This is a genomic window from Salinispirillum marinum, from assembly GCF_042650105.1.
GTDB classification, from domain to species: Bacteria; Pseudomonadota; Gammaproteobacteria; order Pseudomonadales; family Natronospirillaceae; genus Salinispirillum; species Salinispirillum marinum.
The window spans coordinates 19,179-38,417 of the sequence record NZ_JBHSAL010000005.1 but is presented as its reverse complement, the minus strand read 5'-3'; the positions used below and the strand labels follow the sequence as shown (position 1 = coordinate 38,417).

Here is a 19,239-nt window from a genome sequence, read left to right as displayed (position 1 = left end):
ACGTCAATTTCGGCGTATTTTGACCCTGTTTCCCCATCAAAAAAGGTATTCGTCCAATGAAGTAATCTCCTGACTCCGTTGTTTATTAACGCTTTCAGACGAGATACTTGTGATGACGAATACCGTGCTTTCAGCTCTGGGTTTAACCTTGGGCTATGCTGAACAATCCTTACTCCTGTCTTCTGTTGACCTGCATCTACCGCCAGTGCCGATGGCCTTGGTGGGGCGCAATGGGGTGGGTAAATCAACTTTGCTGCGTTGTTTGGCGAAGCATTTAACGCCGCAATCCGGGCATATAACGGCCACCGTACCTATCGCGTATTTGGCCCAAACCGAACGGGATGCCGCGCCAGCGATGACCGTTGAGGAATGGCTGGGTGTTGCACCGGCGTTAGCCGCCTTGGATCGATTATTGGCGGGCAACGGTTCTGCTGACGATTTGCTGGTGCTGAATGACCGTTGGACCCTCCGCGAAGACGTTGAAGCGCAATGTGCCGCTTATGGTTTGCCGACCTCGATCTTAGCGCAACCTATGCGCAGTTTAAGTGGTGGGCAGCGTACCCGCTTAGCTTTGTGTCGCTTGAACCCGTCCCCAGAGACGTTTTTATTGCTGGACGAACCGACCAATCATTTAGACCGCGCCGGACGGACTTGGTTTTATGACTGGTTATTCCAACATCCTGGTGGTGCCTTGGTCGCCAGTCATGACCAAGATCTACTGCACCGCATGACACATATTATTGAACTCAGGTCGGGTAGCGTATTTACCTACGGTTCCGGGTGGGAGGGCTATCTCGTCTCACGGCAACAGGAAGTGGCGCGCGCAGAGGCCGATAAAGCCCATGCGTTACGAACACTGAAGCACGAAGCTAGGCAACTGCAAGAGGCACGCGAACGACACGCCCGTCGCGAGCGACAAGGGCGAAAAAAAGCAGCGCAAGGCGATGCTCCGAAGATATTGCTGGGCATGATGAAGGCTCGCAGTGAGGCGACGGGTGGTCGTTTAAAAGCTCAACAACAGGACGCAATGGAAAAAGAACAGGCGCGTGTCAGGCGTGCGCAGGATCGCCTTGAGATTTTCGATCCCTTACATTTTGCGCTGTCGCAGCCCGCCGAACGTGCGGGTAACTTACTCTTAGCACAGGATCTGGTTTTGCCCTACGTCCAGCGTGCCGTCAGTTTACAGGTTGACCGTGGTGAACGATGGTTGATTCAGGGGCCGAATGCGAGTGGGAAGAGTGTGCTCCTGCAAGTCTTGCATAAAACGTTAAACCCTGCGTCGGGCGCGGTTCAAGGGCATTATCGTTCCGTGTTATTGGATCAGCATCTAGCGTTGCTATGTCCGCATGAACCCGCCATTGCGGCGTTCCAACGACTAAACCCCGGATGGACGGAGCAGGCGTATCGAGACAGCTTAGCCCTGATGCGGTTACGCCGTGAACGGGCGCTCTTGCCGATACAGGAATTGAGTGGTGGGGAGCGGCTTAAACTCGCGCTGGCCAGTGTACTTATGGGGCCGACGACGTTCGACTTGGTGCTCTTGGATGAACCGGACAATCACTTGGATTTGGAAAGTCAGCATCTGTTGGCCAGTACCCTATCAGCTTTTAAAGGTACGCTGATGGTGGTGACGCACAGCACACAGATGGCCGAAGCCTTGCGTGTTGACCAACGACTCACTTTTTAGTGCCTTAGAGATCAGAAAACAGTGCGGCAATGCAACCCACTAAGGTCATCACAAACAAGAACCATTTTAACGTCGAAGGTTTAGCTTTGATGGCGAACTTCACCGCCCCGAAGGCCCCTAAAACTGTGCCGATCGATAAGGTCAGACCTGGAATCCAAAGCACCTGGTCATTGTAAATGAAAATGGCCAGCGCAATAGCGGTAAAAAACAAGGTAGTGAACATCTTCAAGGCATTAGCGCGCACGAGGTCATAACGCAGGCTACCGGCAAATGCCGCAATCAAGATAAAGCCCACCCCGGCTTGCACAAACCCACCGTAAAAACCTGCCAGCAACAGAATGGGAAAGGACGATGGCCGCTCGCGCACCAAATATGGCACGGTATCGGGTGGGGGCGCCACCACCGAAGGCTTAACCAACATCACGACGGTCATGGTGAGCATGGCACCCAGTAGCATGTATTTCAGCAATCCGGGCGGCGCATAAGAGGCCAGCAGGGAGCCAAACACCGAGCCGATTAAGGTAGGGACAACAATGGCCTTGATGTCGTGGCGCGGTAAGCGGTCATTGTGGTAAAAGCCAGCACTGCCCGCCACCCCTTGTAAAAACACCGCCACGCGATTGGTGGCATTGGCCACGTCCGGTGGCATACCCATCACCATCAACGCCGGAAGCGTCAGGTTTGAGCCGCCGCCGGCCAGAGTGTTGATGATGCCCGCGACAAACCCGGTACCCAGCAACAACGCGATAAACCAGAGTTCCATGTCGAGCATAGTTGGAAGCCTTCGCCAAACCGTAAAAAGGGCCAACATCATACTATGCGGCTCGAAATAGCACTATGGACGTGGGCGGAGAAGTACCGTTCCACGAGGGTCTTGCCCATGAGCCGGTTTCCGATTTGCGACTTGCCACTAAAGTCGGTAGCCTTTGCCGTCCCAATATGAGCCAGACTATGCCTGACACCACCTCCGCTGATGCTCTAACAACCTCGCAAGGCCGCCCTTCTATGCGTGCGCTCTTTGCTGTGCTTGGCTTTCGTCGCTATTTTTTGGCCAGCGCCTTTTCAACCTTTGCAATCTGGATTACCCGATTTTTGCTGGGCTGGATGGCGTGGGCGTTAACCGAGTCCGCGTTCTGGGTCGGCGTGGTCAGTGCGTTATTTCTGGCGCCAACGTTTTTGTTGTCTTTGCTGTTCGGGGTGGTGGCGGATCGGGTGCATCCGCTCCGTGGCATGTGGATCACCACGGGTGCGCAGGCTGTTATCGGGTTGGTTGCGACGGGCGCCTCTGTTCTCGGCGTTTTGCAGCTGCCTTTGTTGTGTCTTATTGCGGCCTGCATTGGCATTGTTACTGCGGCGCATCATCCTCTACGTATGGCATTGTTGCCTCTGTTGGTGGCTAGACAGCACTTTACCGGTGCCATTGGCTTAGCCTCAATTGTGTTCAATACATCCCGCATTCTCGGGCCAGCTCTGGGTGCCTTGTTGCTGTGGTTGGGGTCGCCTGCTTGGGCTTTTGGTGTCGCTTCTGGCCTGTATTGCGCCACTTTGGCGGCATTGTTGCGGGTGCCTGTGGTAGCGCCTGAACGTACCGTAGCTACCCCGCATCTTTGGCGTGAGCTAGCCGCCGGCCTTGGCGTGGTGCGGCAAAGCCCAACCATTCGTATTATCTTATTATTGACCATGATCAATGGACTCTTTGGCCGGACTCTGATTGAAATGCTACCCGCTATCTCGGGTCAGTTGTTGCAGGGCGACGCTGGAACGTTGGCGATGTTGACCTCAGTCGCGGGTGCGGGTTCCATCATGGGCGGATTGATTATCTCCCGCCAACGCGGTACACCGTCGCGATTGGCGCATTTAGTGCTGCTGTCCGTGTTGTTGGGCGCCGCGGTGATGCTTCCGGTCTGGTGGATTCATACGGGCTATGTATTGGCCACACAGGTGTTCGTGCTGGCGTTGAGCATGACCATCATTGGTACCGGATGCCAAACCACGCTGCAATTAATGGTGGACGATGCCTTTCGTGGTCGTGTCATGAGTATCTGGACGGTTATATCCATGGGTATGCCGGCGGCGGGCGCTTTGCTGTTGGGTGCACTGGCCGATTCTTTCGGGTTGCCAGTGGTCATCACGGTGTTTGCCTTGTTGGTGTTGCTGATAGCCTTGACCTTGAGAGCGCCCCAGCAGCGCTTGTTTGCGGAGACGAAACCCCATGAAGAAACCTAGTCCGATCCAGTCGGTTCCGGTTTATGTACTGTTTGGCTTTCTTGGCGTCGGTAAAACAACAGCCCTGCGGCAGTTAATGCAACAGCGTCCGGTTCATGAACGCTGGGCAATTCTGGTGAATGAATTTGGCGAAATCGGGGTCGATGGCGTAGCCCTGCAAGAGAACAATATCGCAGTACGGCAAATACCGGGCGGTTGTATGTGCTGTGCAACCGGACCGGTTACTCAGGTAACACTGAATACCTTGTTGCGCCGTGAACGGCCGGATCGCTTGTTCATCGAGCCCAGTGGTTTAGGCCATCCTGCCTCGCTGTTGGCACTACTGCGCGCACCGGAGTATCGTGGCGTGTTGCGCCTGACTTCGCCCGTTACCCTGGTGGATCCGCGTCAGGTATTACAGTTGCGCTATCAAACCCATGCGTTGTTTCAGGATCAAATTGCCCGTGCAGGGCGCTTGCTGATCAATAAAACCGATTTGGTTGACCAGTCTATGCTGACCGCTGCCACCAAATGGTTGCAAGCGCAGGTGGGTGCTGGTGTGTCTATAAAAGCGGTGACGCAGGGCGCGCTGTCCTTGGACGATTTTGGTTCGCCAGAGCAGCCAGAAGTCATCGCAGACTCAAAGGGAGAAAGCCTCGCCCTGCCTGAACCTGCATTGGATTGGCGCAGTCAGCCTGCTGCACCTACAGCGGCGCAGTGGATCATGGCGCAACGTCAGGCAGACGGTTACTACAGCATGGGGTGGCGTATGCCCGCCAGTGCAACGTGGTCCATAGCGCCTTTGTTGGAATGGATAGCGGGGACCCGCGCGTTGCGCATAAAGGCCGTATTGCCGACGGCGGAGGGGTGGGTGTGGTGCAATGTGGTCGACGGTGCCGTATCGGTGCACACTACAGCGGCGCAGCAGGAGGCGGTTTTGGAGTTGATTGCCAATCACCCGCTCGACGCGGATCAGCTTGAAGAAGGGCTGCGGAAAGTGTTAGAAAATAGTTCGATAAAAGACAAGACATCGCCTTGAATTCCGTATAAAATCCGCGCCCCTCGTAACGTTGCTCGAACGCCGCGAGCATTGCCTAAAGACACAATACAGAGGCACAGCAGCTTGGATTTCCAAATACAGCAGATCGATGCCGAGGCCACTTGGCCCATTCGCCAGTACGTACTGTGGCCCGACCAGCCCATCAGCCATTGCATGCTCGAAGACGATGCCGTGGGTACGCACTATGGTGTTTTTGTGGACGGTCGCTTGGTGAGTGTCGCATCGTTGTTTCCTCAGGGTGACGGTGTGTCCAGGTTGCGGAAGTTTGCTACCTTGCCCGATTTTCAACATTTGGGCATGGGCACCGCCTTATTGAAGCATGTCATTGCCGAGCTGCCTAAGATGGGCGTTGTCCGGCTGTGGTGTCATGCCCGGTCCTCGGCCCTGCCGTTTTACGCGCGCTTTGGTTTTGTTGCCGAAGGCGAGCCGTTCAACAAAGGCCCGGTCAGTTATGTGCGTGCCGAGCTGGCGTTGTAGCCAAAAGCCTGGATTCTTTTCGCGTACAAAAAATAACCAAAATGCCTGATCCAATTACCTAACAGCACGTACACTTAAACGTGTATCAAAGCGGTGAGGTTGGCACAGTGATGAGTAAGCTGTGGTTGTTTTTTGTGCTGATGTGCTGGTCATCTTGGGCGGTGGCGCAAACACCTGAGTCAGCGCAAAGTGTCATTCGGGCCCAGATTCAAGCGCTCGCGGATGATGATGCCGAGCATGCATTTTCGTTCGCTGCCGATACGATTCAAGCGCAATTTGGTGATGCCCAGCGCTTTGTACGTATGGTCAGAACGCAGTATCCGGCGTTGTACCGCCCCAGACAAGTCCTTTTCTCTGAGCCCGTGGTGGTAACACCTGAGCAAATGTTTCAAGAGCTGGCGTTGGTCGATGCACAAGGCCAAGCATGGCGGGCCGTGTACAGTTTGCACACGATGGCGGGCGCGTGGCGTATAGACGGTGTGGTTTTGGTGCGGTCTCGACAGCAAGCCATTTAACGATTTGATATGAACAATGGTCGTCCGAAGCAAGCGGCTTTTGTTCGTTCCCCTGTGGCCAGCCGCCCGGCTGGCCTTTTTTTATTAATTCACCAAAGGCTTCAGTTGCGCCACAATATGCTGGCCGATCGGCAGGGCAGCGGTTGCCGCTGGCGATGGTGCATTGCATACGTTCACCGTGCGCTTGGTATTCATGAACAAAAAGTCATCCAACAGCTTACCTTCATTCGATACCGCTTGTGCACGCACACCCGCCGGGTAAGGTGTGAGGTCGTCGAGCGTTAACGATGGGCAGTATTTTCTTACTTCCTCTAAATAGCCGCGTTTGTACATCGAATTCTTCAGTTCCACCAAGCCAGAGCGCAAATGTTGACGCAAGACTTTGCGCACCCCGGAGTGCGCGAGTTGTTGGAAGGTGTCGCGCAACGACACGTCCGTTTTGCGATAACCTTCACGCTTCCATGCCAGCACTGCGTTTGGGCCGACGGTTACAGAGCCGTCGATCATCCGAGTCAGATGCACGCCCAAAAAGGGCATGCTGGGGTCGGGTATGGGGTAAATAAGGTGGTTAACAATGCGGTTGTGCTGTGGGGCTAGGCGGTAATACTCGCCGCGAAACGGGCAAATGGTAAAGGTCGTGGTGAGGCCGAGCATGCGTACGATGCGATCCGCCATCAGGCCCGCGCAGGTGACAAGATAGCGGCCGGTAAAATCCCCTTGGGTGGAATTAACCACCACGTCATTGGCGCTTTCCAGCAGTCCCGTTACTTCAGCCTGGTATTGAATGGTTCCGCCGCCGGCTAAAAAGCGGCGCGCCATGGCCTCTGCGACAGCTCGATAGTCGACGATGCCACTGGACGGCACAAAGATACCACCAACGCCCGTAATATTCGGTTCGCGTTCCTTAAGTTCATCGGCGCTTACCCAATGGCGTTCGACACCATTGCTGGCGGTGCGATCCCAAAGAGCTTGCATGCGCGTAAGTTCAATGTCGTTGGTGGCCACCAGTAATTTGCCGCATTCATCATAGGCAACGTCATTGGCCTGGCAAAATGCTTTGGTCGCCTTATTACCTTCGACACAAAAACGGGCTTTCAAACTGCCGGGCGTATAGTAAACGCCAGCATGGATTACGCCACTGTTATGGCCGGTTTGGTGCTGTGCCGGGCGGGGCTCTTTTTCCAGCAGTAAAAGGCGGTGATCGGGAAACTCGGCTTGCCATTGCATGGCGGTGGATAAGCCAAGAATGCCTCCGCCAATGATAATGACATCATACATTGCCTACGCTCCGTTTAACTAAAATGAGGGTGAACCAGTATAACGTGAAAATATCTCCAAAAGGCAAGGCTTCTGCATTGGAGTTAAGGGGCAACGGCCTGTATAATCTGCGCTCCAAATTTTAACCCCTCTCGGATATTCAACATGGCTATCGAACAAACCTTTTCCATCGTAAAACCTGACGCTGTTGGCAAAAATGTCATCGGTGAAATTTACAGCCGCTTTGAAAAAGCGGGACTGAAAATTGTTGGTGCTAAAATGATTCACATGTCCGAAGCATTGGCTGGTGAGTTCTATGCAGAGCACAAAGAGCGTCCATTTTATGGCGAACTGGTCGGCTTCATGACCTCTGGCCCAGTAATGGTGCAAGTATTGGAAGGCGAAAATGCGGTTGCCTTAAACCGCGAAATTATGGGTGCAACGAACCCGAAAGAAGCGGCACCGGGCACCATTCGGGCTGACTTTGCAACTGAAGTATCAGCCAATGCTGTGCACGGTTCAGATGCACCCGCGTCGGCGGCGCGTGAAATTGCCATTTTCTTCAAGCCAGAAGAGATCTTCAGCCGCGCTTAAGGTGCGGTGTCTTTTGTCGAGGTGGTAACATCGATTGGCAATGGATGACGAAAGGGGGCTAAGCCCCCTTTTTGGCGCTTATGTCAGGGCGTATGCAACAGTGTACAGATGGGTATATTGTTGCATGGGTCTTAACAACCTAACGATCAACTATACAGGGTTTCAGTGTGGCACAAACAGCAATCAATTTATTGGGCATGACCAAGGCGCAATTGGAAGCGCATTTCGTGGCCATGGGTGAAAAGCCGTTTCGTGCTGCACAGGTGTTGAAATGGATTCATGCGCGTGGAATCACGGACATTGATCAAATGACCGATTTGTCCAAACCGCTGCGCGAGAAGTTGAAGGCGACGGCGGTGTTGGATGTGCCCGAAGTGATCTACGACGCCACCGCCAAAGACGGTACCCGGAAATGGGTCATGCGCATGCCGGGCGGATCTTCCATCGAAACGGTCTATATTCCCGAAGAGCGGCGCGGTACGCTTTGTGTGTCGTCACAAATTGGCTGTGCGTTGGATTGTTCGTTTTGTTCTACCGGCAAACAAGGGTTCAATCGGGATTTGTCGGCGGCAGAAATCATTGGCCAAGTTTGGGTAGCAGCAAAAGCCTTCGATGACTTATCCGGCAAGCGTGAACGCCGGATTACCAATGTCGTGATGATGGGTATGGGCGAACCCTTATTGAATTTCGACAATGTCATTGCGGCGATGAACCTGATGATGGAAGACAACGCCTATGGGATTTCCAAGCGTCGCGTGACTCTGAGTACGTCCGGTGTGGTACCTGCCATTCGTGAACTGGCTCAGCATACTGACGTTAGTCTGGCGTTGTCATTGCATGCGCCAAACGATGCGCTGCGAGACCAACTGGTGCCAGTCAACAAAAAATATGGCATTGCCGATACCTTGGCGGCCTGTAACGAATATTTATCCGGGCTGAGCGACAAGCGTGTGTTGACGGTTGAATACACGTTGATGAATGAAGTGAACGATACGCCAGAACAGGCCCATGAACTGGCTGCGTTGCTGCGCGAAACCCCTTGTAAGATCAATTTGATCCCATTTAACCCGTTCCCTAATTCGGGTTATGAACGGCCAAGCAACAATCGACTGCATCGCTTCCGTGACATCCTGTCGGCCGCAGGCTATAACGTCACCATTCGTAAAACCCGGGGCGACGACATTGATGCGGCCTGTGGGCAATTGGTCGGGCAAGTGGAAGATCTGACTCGACGCAGTGAACGCTTTATCAAAGCGGTTGAAATTGGCACCACGGCAGCCGATCTGGCAAAACGTAGGAGCAAGAGGCTATGACACGATCCGTCAATATCCTAGGGTTGGCCCTATTGATTGTATTGTTGTTTTCCGGTTGCGCCAGTCGCGGTGTCAGTACGGAAGATCAAACGTCAGCAGAACAGTACGTAGAGATCGGCTTTCGGCATTTGCAGTTCGACAACGCTGCTCAGGCGAGGGTCGCTTTTCGCGAAGCGCTGACGTTCGATGAAGCGTCCGATTCGGCGCACTTAGGCATGGCTTTGGTGTATCAGCGCGAAGGCGAACCGGAATTGTCGGAGCGATATTTTAAGCGCGCCATGGCGTTGGGAGAAGATACGCAACACCGTCACCTGTATGCGCAGTTCTTGTTTCGGCAGAATCGAATTGATGAAGCCCAGAAGGTGCTGAATGAGGTCATAGCAGATACGGACTATTTTGACCGCGCCGTGGCCTTTGAAGACCTAGCGATCGTTAGCCTCTATTTGAACGATACGCAGAGTGCGAAGAACTTTTTTGATCGGGCCATCGTGTTGAATAAAATGTTGCCAATGCCCTATTGGCATATGGCAAATCTGCTTCTAAATGAGGGCAATACTGCACGCGCGGCCAGTTATTTTGACGGTTTCCAAAGCCTGGTTACCAGTGAGGTGGTTGAGCATACCGAGGCATCGCTGGTATTAGGGCTCCGCGTTACGGAAGCGATGAACCGGCAAGAATCTTATGCGGCGCTGCGTGCTCAATTAGAAGCCCGTTTCCCGAACAGCACGTTTTTGGAAGAATGACATGAACAAGCAAATGGTTTCTCCGATCAAGCGGCGGAAAAGTCGGCAAATCATGGTAGGCAATGTGCCGGTGGGTGGTGATGCACCCATTTCTGTGCAAAGCATGACAAATACCGAAACCTGCGATGTAGCGGCTACTGTGGCTCAGATTCAACGACTGGAAGCCGCCGGTGTAGACTTAGTTCGGGTGTCAGTACCCAGCATGGACGCCGCCGAAGCCTTTGGCAAAATACGGCAAGCGGTTCAGGTGCCACTGATTGCCGACATTCACTTTGATCACAAAATAGCGCTACGGGTAGCCGATTTGGGTGTGGACTGCCTGCGCATCAATCCAGGCAACATCGGGAATGAAGAGCGTATTCGGGCGGTGGTCGATAAAGCCCGTGATAAAGGCATTCCGATTCGTATCGGTGTTAATGCCGGTTCGCTGGAAAAAGACCTGCAGAAAAAATACGGTGAGCCAACACCTGAAGCCCTGGTGGAGTCTGCACTGCGACATATTGATATTCTGGACCGGTTGGACTACCAAAACTTTAAACTCAGCCTAAAAGCCTCCGATGTGTTCATGGCGGTGGCCGCCTACCGACAAATTGCGACACAAATCGATCAGCCCTTGCACCTGGGTATTACAGAAGCAGGTGGTTTGCGTTCGGGTACGGTTAAATCTTCGGTTGGCTTGGGCTTACTGTTGATGGATGGTATTGGCGATACCTTGCGCATATCGTTGGCGGCAGATCCGGTAGAAGAAGTTAAAGTAGGATTCGACATTCTCAAAAGCCTGCGCTTACGCAATAAAGGCATCAACTTTATCGCTTGCCCCAGTTGCTCACGGCAGAATTTCGATGTGATCAGCACGATGAATGCTCTAGAAGAACGCTTGGAAGATATCCTCACACCCTTGGATGTTGCCGTCATTGGTTGCGTAGTAAACGGACCGGGCGAGGCGAAAGAGGCTGACATCGGCATTACTGGTGGCTCACCCAACAATTTGATCTATTTAAACGGCACACCGCACACCAAGCTCAAGAACGCTGAACTGGTCGACACCTTTGAACGAATGATCCGCGAACAAGTGGCCCTGCGGGATGCTGCCGAGCGCGATCTGATAGCAAAATCTAAATAGGAAACCGTGTGAAAACTATCCAAGCCGTTCGTGGCATGAATGACATTTTGCCTGACCGCTCACCCCTTTGGCAGTATGCAGAACAGCAGATGCGCGAGCTGTTTGCGCGCTATGGTTATCGGGAAATACGCACCCCCATTGTAGAAGACACCAGTTTGTTCCAGCGCTCTATTGGCGAAGTAACGGACATCGTTGAAAAAGAAATGTACACCTTTAATGACCGCAATGAGGAAAGCCTCACGCTGCGTCCTGAGGGTACAGCAGGTGTAGTGCGTGCGGCCCTGCAGCATGGTCTGTTGCACAACCAGATTCAGAAGTTGTGGTATACCGGCCCGATGTTTCGCTACGAGCGGCCACAGAAAGGCCGCTATCGTCAATTCCATCAATTCGGGGCCGAGGTCTTTGGCCTGAATGGGCCGGATATTGACGCTGAAATTATTATTATGTCGGCGCGCCTTTGGGCTGAGTTGGGCATCGCGGAGCACTTGACCTTAGAGCTGAATACCTTGGGCAGCGCCGACAGCAGAGCCCGCTACCGGGACGACTTGGTCAGCTATTTACGTCAACATGTAACGCGTTTAGATGCCGATTCCCAGCGCCGTTTGGACACCAACCCGCTGCGTATTCTTGACAGCAAAGATGCTGAAACCCGTGCTGTACTGGCCGATGCGCCGGACTTTTTCAGTTACCTTGATGACGATTCGAGAACGCACTTCGACCAACTGTGTGCGTTATTGGATGCTGCAAAGGTTAGCTATCGTGTTAATCCAACATTGGTACGCGGCTTGGATTACTACGGTAAAACGGTGTTTGAATGGGTGACCACGGCTCTGGGTGCGCAAGGTACTGTGATGGGCGGCGGGCGCTACGATGCTTTGGTAGAACAGCTCGGTGGCCGCCCTACGCCAGCCATTGGCTTTGGTATGGGTGTCGAGCGTTTGTTGCTGTTGTTGGAAGGGCTGGAGGTCGTGCCTGAATGGGTGAATGCCATGGCGGACGTCTGTTTAGTGACCGTGGGTGTGGCGGCCGACCAACAAGCCTTGGTGCTAGCCGAGCAACTGCGTACTGCACTGCCTGACCGTCGAGTACATACCGTGCTGGGTGACGGCAGCATGAAATCGAAAATGAAAAAAGCCGACAAAAGTGGTGCGCGCTTGGCACTGATCGTCGGGGATGATGAATTATCCCGCGGTGAGTTCATGGTGAAAAATCTGCGCAAAGACGACCCGCAACATTCGATTGCATGGTCAGATACCGGGGCATTAATACAAGCCCTTAACGACTCTCTCTAATGACGAAAATGCAAGGAGTGAATGGTGTACGATACCGAACAAGAACAAATTGAAGCGATTAAAAACTGGTGGTCGCGTTGGGGTAATGCTGTCATCGGCGGGGTGCTTATTTTTGTCGTGGGCTATTTTGGGGTGTTCTTTTATAACGACCAACAAGCCAAGAAATATGCGGCGGCGTCCGATTTGTATCAGCAAGTGCTGCGTGTGGTGGCGGACAAAACCACGTTAACCACCGATGAACAAGCGCGCTTTGATGCTTTGTTCGCAGATTTGAGCGATCAGCACGCCAAGAGCACTTACACCACTTACACAGCGATGTTACAAGCTCGTTTCCAGGCCGATGCAGAAAACTACTCGACCGCCCGTGAAACGCTGGTGTGGGCATTGGAGCAGAATACAGATGATGCACTTGATCGGGTAATTACGCTGCGGATTGCACGGTTACAGGTAGCGGAAGGCGAGTTAGATGCCGCCTTGGCAACCTTGGATTCGATGTCAGCAGAGGGGCAACAAATGGCGTTTGACGAATTGCGTGGCGACATTTATCAGGCGAAAGGGGACGCAGACGCTGCACGTAATGCGTATCAGTCGGCCTGGACCATTGCTCAGCAACAGGGCCTAACGGCACCGCTGCTACAAGCGAAAGCTGAACGCTTTGGTTTATTGTAACCGGCGGTATAAGGAGTACGGTGGATGAAGGTTTTGCATAGCCTCTGGGTGGTAGCACTGCTGGTATTGATGGGTTGCAGTGGCCTGAATCCACGTTACCCCGCTGCACCGCAAGCGTTTGCAGAAGACCGGGTTGATTTTTCCTGGAGCCATTTCTTGGTTGACGGTTGGCAGCCCGGCGATGGCGCTGTGCGTTTGCGGCCTGCGCACGATGAAGCGCGCCTGTATGCGGCGCATATTGATGGTACGGTCGTGGCGCTGAATAATGCCGATGGCCGGGTGCAATGGAAGAAAACGCTGAATCCCTGGCAAGTGGGTATTACGCTGCACCGAGATCAACTCTTTTTGTTGAGCCAAACAGGGGATCTGGTGGTGCTGGATGCCAACACAGGGGCGGAACTCCAACGCACCGAGTGGGGCATATCGGCGGTCAGTCCTATGGTTGTGCAAGGGAATCAAATTGCCATCCTCGGGCAGGATGGTGCACTGCGCTTATGGGACAATACCAGTCGCTCATGGGTGTGGATTTACGACAGCGAGCAACCCGTATTAACCTTGCACGGGCAAGCGCAACCGTTGTTTTATCGCGATGCTTTAATTGCCGGTTTTGCTAATGGCCGTGTCGTCGCCTTTGATTTGTTAAGTGGTGAAATTCGCTGGTCGCATCGGTTGGCCCAGCCGCGCGGCGTGACCGATCTGCAGCGCTTAGTCGATGTGGACGTGTCGCCCTTACTCGTCAATGGGCGTATCTACGTCGCGGCATATGAAGGACAGTTGATGGAGATCATTCCGGAAACGGGTGAGGTCCGCTGGCGAACCGAGCTATCGGTCAGTACGAATTTGGCTACGGATGATGCCTTATTGTTTGTGGCTAATCGTACCGGCGAATTATTCGCCTACGATGTAAACAGCAAGGCCATTCTCTGGCAACAGCAGGCGGTTGCGGGGCGACCACTCACGGCGTTGACAGTGCAAGGCGACCATTTGGTGGTGACGGATCGGCGTGGCTATGTCTACGCCTTTCAGCGCAGCAATGGGCAGCCGGTCGGGCGCTTGGATTTCTCTGGCCGACAACGCTTTACCGTACCGGCAATCGCCGATGCGCAGAATTTTTATGTGCAATCCATGCAAGGTCTGTTACTTAAAGGCCATGTCAGTGCACCACAGGAGTAAACCCGCGTGACGCCGGTAATCGCTTTAGTAGGACGCCCCAATGTGGGCAAATCCACGTTATTTAATTGCCTCACGCGGACCCGTGATGCGCTGGTGGCCGACTGGCCCGGGCTGACGCGCGATCGCAAATACGGCGAAGGCAAGGTAGGAGATATTCCCTATATCGTAGTGGATACGGGTGGTGTCAGCGGCTACGAAGAAGGTTTGGACCTTGAAATGGCCGAACAGTCGTACGCGGCTATTCAAGAGGCCGACTTGGTGTTCTTTATGGTTGATGCCCGGGATGGGGTGACGGCCAGTGACCTGATGCTGGCCAAACATCTGCGTACCGCGGGTAAGAAGACCCAATTGGTGGTGAATAAAGTCGATGGCCTGAATGAAGACACCGTATTGCTCGATTTCTTCGAGTTGGGTTTGGGTGAACCGTTTCCGTTGGCTGCGTCACACAACCGAGGCGTGACCACTCTCATCACCGAGGCGCTGGAGTGGTTCCCAGACGCTGAACCTATTGACCCGGATGCTTTACAGGGCAGTGGCATTCGCTTGGCCATTGTCGGCCGACCCAATGTCGGTAAATCAACGCTGGTAAATCGGATGTTGGGTGAAGAGCGGGTGGTGGTGTTTGATCAGCCGGGCACCACCATGGACAGCATTTTCATTCCCTTTGAGCGTGAAGGCGTGGACTACACGCTCATTGATACCGCCGGGGTGCGGCGGCGCAAGAACATCACCGAAGCGGTCGAAAAGTTTTCCATTATCAAAACACTGCAAGCCATCCAACAAGCGAACGTGGTGGTGATGGTGTTGGACGCGCGGGACAGTGTGGTAGAGCAAGACTTGCACATGCTGCACTTCGTGCTGCAAGCCGGGCGCTCTGTGGTGTTGGCGGTGAACAAGTGGGACAACATGACGCTGGACGACCGGGAGCAAGTGAAAAAAGACTTGGACCGACGCATGAGCTTTATGGATTGGGCTGACTTGCATTTTATTTCGGCCAAACACGGTACAAACGTCGGGCATTTGTTTGCGTCGGTGCAAAAAGCCTATGAATCGGCGACTAAGCAATGGTCAACGAATCACCTGACTGAATTGATGAATGGACTGGTGCAAGAACATCAGCCGCCATTGGTGAACGGTCGACGCATTAAATTGCGTTATGCGCACTTGGGTGGGCGTAATCCACCGGTGATTGTGATTCATGGAAATCAGGTCGAGAAACTGCCGAGCAGCTATCATCGCTATTTGGAAAACAGTTTCCGCCAGATTCTCGACCTGAGAGGAACGCCGATTCGGTTCGAGTTCCGCAGTGGTGAGAACCCCTATGCGCCCACTACGACCGGGAAACCGCAGAAAAAACGTGGCCCCGCGCCGCGCGGCAGTGCGAAGGCTAAAGCGGGCCCGCGCGAGCGCAAGAAGCGTTAACGCGGCTTTTCGCCCTTTAGTATAACGTCTGTAACGGTGCTTTTTACTTGCCCGTCGGCCAGTCGATGGGTAAGTGTTTGACCCACCGCTAGCCGTTTAGCCGATGTCACTACCTTGCCTTGTTCATCTTGCGTAATGCTATAACCGCGCTGCAAGGTGGCCAGCGGGCTGGCCGTATGCAAGCTGTGCGCTTGCGTGGTTAGGTGACTGCGCCAACGTTCAAGCCGATGCGTAATAATGCGCAACAAACGTTGTTGTAGCAGGTTCAGTTGTTGTTTTTGCGCCGGTAAACGGTGCTGCGGTGAGGCACGTTCGACCCGTTGTGTGGCTGTGTGCAGGCGCATACGAACCTGCTGCAGACGATGCTGTAGCGCCCGCTCTAAACGCACGCTGGCGTTGTCGAGGCGTTGTTGTTGTTCACGAATGCGATCCGCCGGGTGACGCAAGCGTTGCTGCGTATGATGTAAACGCTGGCGGTAGGTCGTGATGGTGCGTTGTACCGCGAAACTCAGGCGACGTGCCAAGGTAGTCAATTGCTGCGCGCGCAAACTGTGGTCCGCAGACACCAGCTCTGCTGCTGCAGAAGGTGTGGGGGCACGTACATCGGCCACAAAGTCCGCGATGGTGAAATCGACTTCGTGCCCTACGGCGCTGACGACCGGAATAGGCGAGGCAGCAATATCCCGCGCCAACCCTTCGTCGTTGAACGACCACAGATCCTCACTGGAGCCACCGCCTCGGCCGACAATGATCACATCTGAAGCTGCATCCTGTATGGCTTGGGCGAGTGCTCGTCGGATGTCCAACGCGGCCTCTTTACCTTGCACCAAACACGGATAAACCAAGACTTCGATGAAAGGGTCCCGGCGTCGTAACACCTGCAGAATATCTTGCAGCGCGGCGCCGGTTGCCGAGGTGATCACTGCCACGGTACTGACGGATGATGGAAGGGCGCGCTTTCGTTCTTGCGCAAACAGCCCCTCGGCTTGCAGGCGTTTTTTTAGTGCCTCAAAAGCAATTTGCAGGGCACCATCACCGGCGGGTTGAATGCTGCTAACCAATACTTGGTAGTCGCCCCGGCCTTCAAATAAGCTGACTTTGCCGCTAACCAAAACGGCCTCGCCTTCTTGCGGGCGATAGGTTTGCCGCATCGCTTGGCCTTTAAAAAAGGCGCAGCGCACCTGCGCAGTATTGTCTTTCAGGGTGAAATAGACGTGCCCGGATTGCGGGCGAGACAGGTTGGAAAGCTCGCCGTGGATCAAGACTTGGCCGAAATTCTGTTCAAGGATGAACTTTGCCTGACGATTGAGCTGAGCGACACTGATGGCCTGTTCCATGTAACTTCCTTAAATACGGCCTCAGTTGAACAGGCGGTCACCGAGTTGGTCTATGGCTTGCCGTGCTTTAAGTCGGGTATGGACGATAGCAGTATCCATGTCAGGCAGTAAATCGGCACGGATCAAATGATGCGTGCGTGTATCATCACCCACTTTTTGAATATGTGCTGCAATGCGAAATTGGCCACCCACAGGTTCGGGGGCGAATTGAATCCGGTAGCCCTTGTATTCTTCTTCCTCTTGAACCTGGGCGGCCTTGTTTTGTGGGGCAGAAGTAAAAGCTGACTTTAACCAACCAAACATGAAAAACCTCAGCACGGAAAAAACGGATGCACAGTGTACCCTGTTCATCGCTTGGGTGCATCGTGGGGTGGTGAGGAATTCTGCGTTCTACGGAAGTCTATGTGTTGCCTGCGCTGTCATCAATCTTCCACAGATTCTGTGGATAACTCTGTGTGTAACCTCGTGACAAAGAGGGTCAAGCCACGCAGGATAAGGGGTTTGCCAGATTGATCAAAAAATAAACAAATCTAAAAAATACTATATATATCAATAATATAGAGCGTTAAATTATTGTGACAGTGGAGGAGTGCTGGTGTTGCTTGCTATAACCAAAGGCACGAGCAGAATTGTGTATAAATGTTATTGTCAATGCTTGACAGGCGAAAAACTTTCCGGGTCTAGCTTGTGGCGGTAGGCAGCAGCCCACAAGCTGGTTAAAATCAGCGACCTTTAAGAGAACGGACACAACGCATGCATTGTCCTTTTTGCGGTCAAGCGGATTCCAAAGTCATCGACTCCCGGCTGGTGGCCGAGGGTCAGCAGGTGAGGCGTCGGCGTGAATGCCCGCATTGCGGCGAGCGTTTTACCACCTATGAATCGGCCGAGTTGGTCATGCCTAAATTGATCAAACAAGATGGCTCACGCGAACCTTATAATACCGAGAAACTCCGTGCTGGTATGATGCGTGCGCTCGAGCGGCGTCCTGTTTCAGTCGAAGACATTGAAGCGGCGATTACCCGTGTTGAGCACCGCTTACGCGCCAGCGGCGAACGCGAAGTGCCCTCGCGCTTGGTAGGCGAGGCCGTGATGGACGAACTGAAAGAATTGGATCAGGTTGCCTTTGTCCGGTTCGCCTCGGTCTATCGCAGCTTTCAAGACATCGCCGAGTTTCGAGCTGAAATCGAACGCCTTGAGAACAAGGGTAAATGATGTCGGCTGTCGATGCACACTGGATGCAGAAAGCCTTACGTTTAGCCGAGCGGGGGCTCTTTGCGACCACTCCAAATCCGCGCGTCGGTGCGGTGGTGGTGCAAGGCGATGTTGAAGTGGGAGCGGGTTGGCACCCTGGAGCAGGTCAGCCTCATGCTGAGGTGTTTGCTTTGCGGGCCGCTGGATCTGCCGCAAAAGGCGCCACGGTGTATGTCACCTTGGAGCCGTGCAGTCATCTCGGTCGTACGCCACCTTGCGCTGATGCACTGGTTGCAGCGCAGGTCGCGCGTGTTGTGGTGGCGAGCCACGACCCTAACCCTTTGGTGTCTGGCCAAGGCTTGGCGCGTTTGCGCGCTGCCGGAATTGACGTCACTGAGGGCGTACTGACCGCCGCCGCCGATGCCGTCAATATCGGCTTCTTACAGCGCATGCGTACCGGACGACCATGGGTAAGAGCGAAAATTGCCCACAGCTTGGACGGACGCACCGCTATGGCCAGTGGTGAAAGTTTTTGGATTACTGGAGAAGCTGCGCGGGCGGATGTGCAGTACTGGCGGGCGCGCAGTTGTGCCGTTCTGACCGGCGCCGATACGTTATTGCAAGATCAAAGCCGCTTACAAGTGCGTATGGACTTGTTGGCGCAACGCTGGCCGGGACATCCGCAGGTTAAGCCGCCCCTGCGCTGTGTGATTGACAGTCAGCTTAGGGTGCCGCCAGAACACCCCTTTTTTGCCGAGTCGTCGGCTGTGTTGTGTACCTTGGCGTCCCAGCCCGAAAGAGACTTGGAGCCCTATCGAGCACGCGGCGTAACCGTCCTACAAGCACCCGCCCTTGCGGGCAAGGTAGACATAACGTTCGTGTTGCAGCAGCTTGCGGCCCAACAGGGTGTGAATGAGGTTTTGTTGGAAGCGGGCCCTACCCTAATCGGCGCGTGTTTCAGGCACAAGCTGATCGATGAGTTCATCTTCTATCAAGCGCCCCGCTTGCTCGGCAGCACAGGGCGTCCATTAATGGACTTGCCGTTGTCACGAATGGATGAGGCCATAAACCTACGTGTAACGGATCAGCGACAGTTTGGTGCTGACTGGCGCATTATGGCGCGGGTTGAAGGCACATCGACGGATGAAGTTAACGCAAGAACAAGGTAGAATCGCCGCCCA

At 53.9% G+C, this 19,239-nt stretch carries 19 protein-coding genes; 15 read left to right on the top strand and 4 right to left on the bottom strand.

Annotation, left to right across the window (positions count from 1 at the left end):
• Positions 1–112: 112 nt before the first annotated feature.
• Entirely contained in the window at positions 113–1,687 is a 1,575-nt protein-coding gene (locus ACFOSD_RS13620; RefSeq protein ID WP_380698069.1) for an ATP-binding cassette domain-containing protein, read from the top strand.
• 4 nt (positions 1,688–1,691) lie between these two features.
• Here the strand turns inward: ACFOSD_RS13620 and ACFOSD_RS13615 are convergent, their stop codons facing one another.
• Positions 1,692–2,459: a sulfite exporter TauE/SafE family protein gene (locus ACFOSD_RS13615; RefSeq protein WP_380697385.1), complete on the bottom strand. Its 768-nt coding sequence runs from the start codon at positions 2,457–2,459 to the stop codon at positions 1,692–1,694.
• A gap of 179 nt (positions 2,460–2,638) precedes the next feature.
• Between ACFOSD_RS13615 and ACFOSD_RS13610 the strand changes: the two genes are divergently transcribed.
• The 4 genes from ACFOSD_RS13610 (at position 2,639) to ACFOSD_RS13595 (ending at position 5,944) form a co-directional block, all read left to right on the top strand.
• Entirely contained in the window at positions 2,639–3,913 is a 1,275-nt protein-coding gene (locus ACFOSD_RS13610) for an MFS transporter (RefSeq protein WP_380697383.1), read from the top strand.
• Positions 3,900–4,931: a CobW family GTP-binding protein gene (locus ACFOSD_RS13605; RefSeq protein WP_380697381.1), complete on the top strand. Its 1,032-nt coding sequence runs from the start codon at positions 3,900–3,902 to the stop codon at positions 4,929–4,931. The genes ACFOSD_RS13610 and ACFOSD_RS13605 overlap by 14 nt, the downstream gene beginning before the upstream one ends.
• 84 nt (positions 4,932–5,015) lie before the next feature.
• A complete protein-coding gene (locus tag ACFOSD_RS13600) occupies positions 5,016–5,429 on the top strand; it encodes a GNAT family N-acetyltransferase (RefSeq protein WP_380697379.1) in 414 nt (137 codons plus the stop codon).
• Positions 5,430–5,539: 110 nt separating this feature from the next.
• Positions 5,540–5,944 (top strand): DUF4864 domain-containing protein, encoded by a 405-nt coding sequence (locus tag ACFOSD_RS13595; RefSeq protein ID WP_380697377.1) that lies wholly within the window; start codon positions 5,540–5,542, stop codon positions 5,942–5,944.
• A gap of 84 nt (positions 5,945–6,028) precedes the next feature.
• On the opposite strand, the gene lhgO is transcribed toward ACFOSD_RS13595, so the two are convergent.
• Positions 6,029–7,222, bottom strand: a complete 1,194-nt coding sequence (gene lhgO, locus ACFOSD_RS13590) for an L-2-hydroxyglutarate oxidase (RefSeq protein WP_380697375.1) — start codon at positions 7,220–7,222, stop codon at positions 6,029–6,031.
• Positions 7,223–7,366: 144 nt separating this feature from the next.
• Here lhgO and ndk point away from each other — a divergent pair, with 144 nt between their 5' ends.
• The 8 genes from ndk to der all read left to right on the top strand — a co-directional run bounded on the left by ndk (position 7,367) and on the right by der (position 15,530).
• Positions 7,367–7,795, top strand: coding sequence for a nucleoside-diphosphate kinase (gene ndk, locus ACFOSD_RS13585; RefSeq protein WP_380697373.1), 429 nt, complete (start codon positions 7,367–7,369; stop codon positions 7,793–7,795).
• 167 nt (positions 7,796–7,962) lie between these two features.
• Positions 7,963–9,108, top strand: a complete 1,146-nt coding sequence (rlmN, locus tag ACFOSD_RS13580; protein ID WP_380697371.1) for a 23S rRNA (adenine(2503)-C(2))-methyltransferase RlmN — start codon at positions 7,963–7,965, stop codon at positions 9,106–9,108.
• Positions 9,105–9,851, top strand: coding sequence for a tetratricopeptide repeat protein (locus tag ACFOSD_RS13575; protein ID WP_380697369.1), 747 nt, complete (start codon positions 9,105–9,107; stop codon positions 9,849–9,851). The genes rlmN and ACFOSD_RS13575 overlap by 4 nt, the downstream gene beginning before the upstream one ends.
• A 1-nt stretch (position 9,852) precedes the next feature.
• Positions 9,853–10,974, top strand: coding sequence for a flavodoxin-dependent (E)-4-hydroxy-3-methylbut-2-enyl-diphosphate synthase (gene ispG / locus ACFOSD_RS13570; protein ID WP_380697367.1), 1,122 nt, complete (start codon positions 9,853–9,855; stop codon positions 10,972–10,974).
• 8 nt (positions 10,975–10,982) lie between these two features.
• Positions 10,983–12,266: a histidine--tRNA ligase gene (hisS, locus tag ACFOSD_RS13565; RefSeq protein WP_380697365.1), complete on the top strand. Its 1,284-nt coding sequence runs from the start codon at positions 10,983–10,985 to the stop codon at positions 12,264–12,266.
• A gap of 21 nt (positions 12,267–12,287) precedes the next feature.
• Positions 12,288–12,935 carry a YfgM family protein gene (locus ACFOSD_RS13560; RefSeq protein ID WP_380697363.1) on the top strand — a complete coding sequence of 216 codons (648 nt, stop codon included), beginning with the start codon at positions 12,288–12,290 and terminating at the stop codon, positions 12,933–12,935.
• Between the two features lie 24 nt (positions 12,936–12,959).
• Positions 12,960–14,108, top strand: a complete 1,149-nt coding sequence (locus tag ACFOSD_RS13555; RefSeq protein WP_380697361.1) for an outer membrane protein assembly factor BamB family protein — start codon at positions 12,960–12,962, stop codon at positions 14,106–14,108.
• Positions 14,109–14,114: 6 nt separating this feature from the next.
• Positions 14,115–15,530 carry a ribosome biogenesis GTPase Der gene (gene der, locus ACFOSD_RS13550; RefSeq protein ID WP_380697359.1) on the top strand — a complete coding sequence of 472 codons (1,416 nt, stop codon included), beginning with the start codon at positions 14,115–14,117 and terminating at the stop codon, positions 15,528–15,530.
• On the opposite strand, the gene xseA is transcribed toward der, so the two are convergent.
• Positions 15,527–16,867 (bottom strand): exodeoxyribonuclease VII large subunit, encoded by a 1,341-nt coding sequence (gene xseA, locus ACFOSD_RS13545; RefSeq protein ID WP_380697357.1) that lies wholly within the window; start codon positions 16,865–16,867, stop codon positions 15,527–15,529. The two genes, der and xseA, sit on opposite strands and share 4 nt — an antisense overlap.
• Positions 16,868–16,888: 21 nt before the next feature.
• A complete protein-coding gene (locus ACFOSD_RS13540) occupies positions 16,889–17,170 on the bottom strand; it encodes an HlyU family transcriptional regulator (protein WP_380697355.1) in 282 nt (93 codons plus the stop codon).
• A gap of 450 nt (positions 17,171–17,620) precedes the next feature.
• On the opposite strand from ACFOSD_RS13540, the gene nrdR reads away from it, so the two are divergent.
• Both nrdR and ribD read left to right on the top strand, forming a co-directional pair.
• Positions 17,621–18,079 (top strand): transcriptional regulator NrdR, encoded by a 459-nt coding sequence (gene nrdR, locus ACFOSD_RS13535; protein ID WP_380697353.1) that lies wholly within the window; start codon positions 17,621–17,623, stop codon positions 18,077–18,079.
• Entirely contained in the window at positions 18,076–19,227 is a 1,152-nt protein-coding gene (gene ribD, locus ACFOSD_RS13530) for a bifunctional diaminohydroxyphosphoribosylaminopyrimidine deaminase/5-amino-6-(5-phosphoribosylamino)uracil reductase RibD (protein ID WP_380697351.1), read from the top strand. Before nrdR ends, ribD begins: the two co-directional genes overlap by 4 nt.
• Positions 19,228–19,239 lie beyond the last annotated feature (12 nt).

Excerpts from the sequence above, each read along its gene's own strand:
- lhgO (WP_380697375.1), bottom strand. The coding sequence starts at position 7,222 with ATGTATGATGTCATTATCATTGGCGGAGGCATTCTTGGCTTATCCACC.
- ACFOSD_RS13615 (WP_380697385.1), bottom strand. The coding sequence starts at position 2,459 with ATGCTCGACATGGAACTCTGGTTTATCGCGTTGTTGCTGGGTACCGGG.
- ACFOSD_RS13540 (WP_380697355.1), bottom strand. The coding sequence starts at position 17,170 with ATGTTTGGTTGGTTAAAGTCAGCTTTTACTTCTGCCCCACAAAACAAG.
- xseA (WP_380697357.1), bottom strand. The coding sequence starts at position 16,867 with ATGGAACAGGCCATCAGTGTCGCTCAGCTCAATCGTCAGGCAAAGTTC.
- nrdR (WP_380697353.1), top strand. The coding sequence starts at position 17,621 with ATGCATTGTCCTTTTTGCGGTCAAGCGGATTCCAAAGTCATCGACTCC.
- ACFOSD_RS13560 (WP_380697363.1), top strand. The coding sequence starts at position 12,288 with ATGGTGTACGATACCGAACAAGAACAAATTGAAGCGATTAAAAACTGG.
- ACFOSD_RS13610 (WP_380697383.1), top strand. The coding sequence starts at position 2,639 with ATGCCTGACACCACCTCCGCTGATGCTCTAACAACCTCGCAAGGCCGC.
- ndk (WP_380697373.1), top strand. The coding sequence starts at position 7,367 with ATGGCTATCGAACAAACCTTTTCCATCGTAAAACCTGACGCTGTTGGC.
- ACFOSD_RS13605 (WP_380697381.1), top strand. The coding sequence starts at position 3,900 with ATGAAGAAACCTAGTCCGATCCAGTCGGTTCCGGTTTATGTACTGTTT.
- ispG (WP_380697367.1), top strand. The coding sequence starts at position 9,853 with ATGAACAAGCAAATGGTTTCTCCGATCAAGCGGCGGAAAAGTCGGCAA.
- ribD (WP_380697351.1), top strand. The coding sequence starts at position 18,076 with ATGATGTCGGCTGTCGATGCACACTGGATGCAGAAAGCCTTACGTTTA.
- ACFOSD_RS13620 (WP_380698069.1), top strand. The coding sequence starts at position 113 with ATGACGAATACCGTGCTTTCAGCTCTGGGTTTAACCTTGGGCTATGCT.
- ACFOSD_RS13555 (WP_380697361.1), top strand. The coding sequence starts at position 12,960 with ATGAAGGTTTTGCATAGCCTCTGGGTGGTAGCACTGCTGGTATTGATG.
- ACFOSD_RS13575 (WP_380697369.1), top strand. The coding sequence starts at position 9,105 with ATGACACGATCCGTCAATATCCTAGGGTTGGCCCTATTGATTGTATTG.
- ACFOSD_RS13595 (WP_380697377.1), top strand. The coding sequence starts at position 5,540 with ATGAGTAAGCTGTGGTTGTTTTTTGTGCTGATGTGCTGGTCATCTTGG.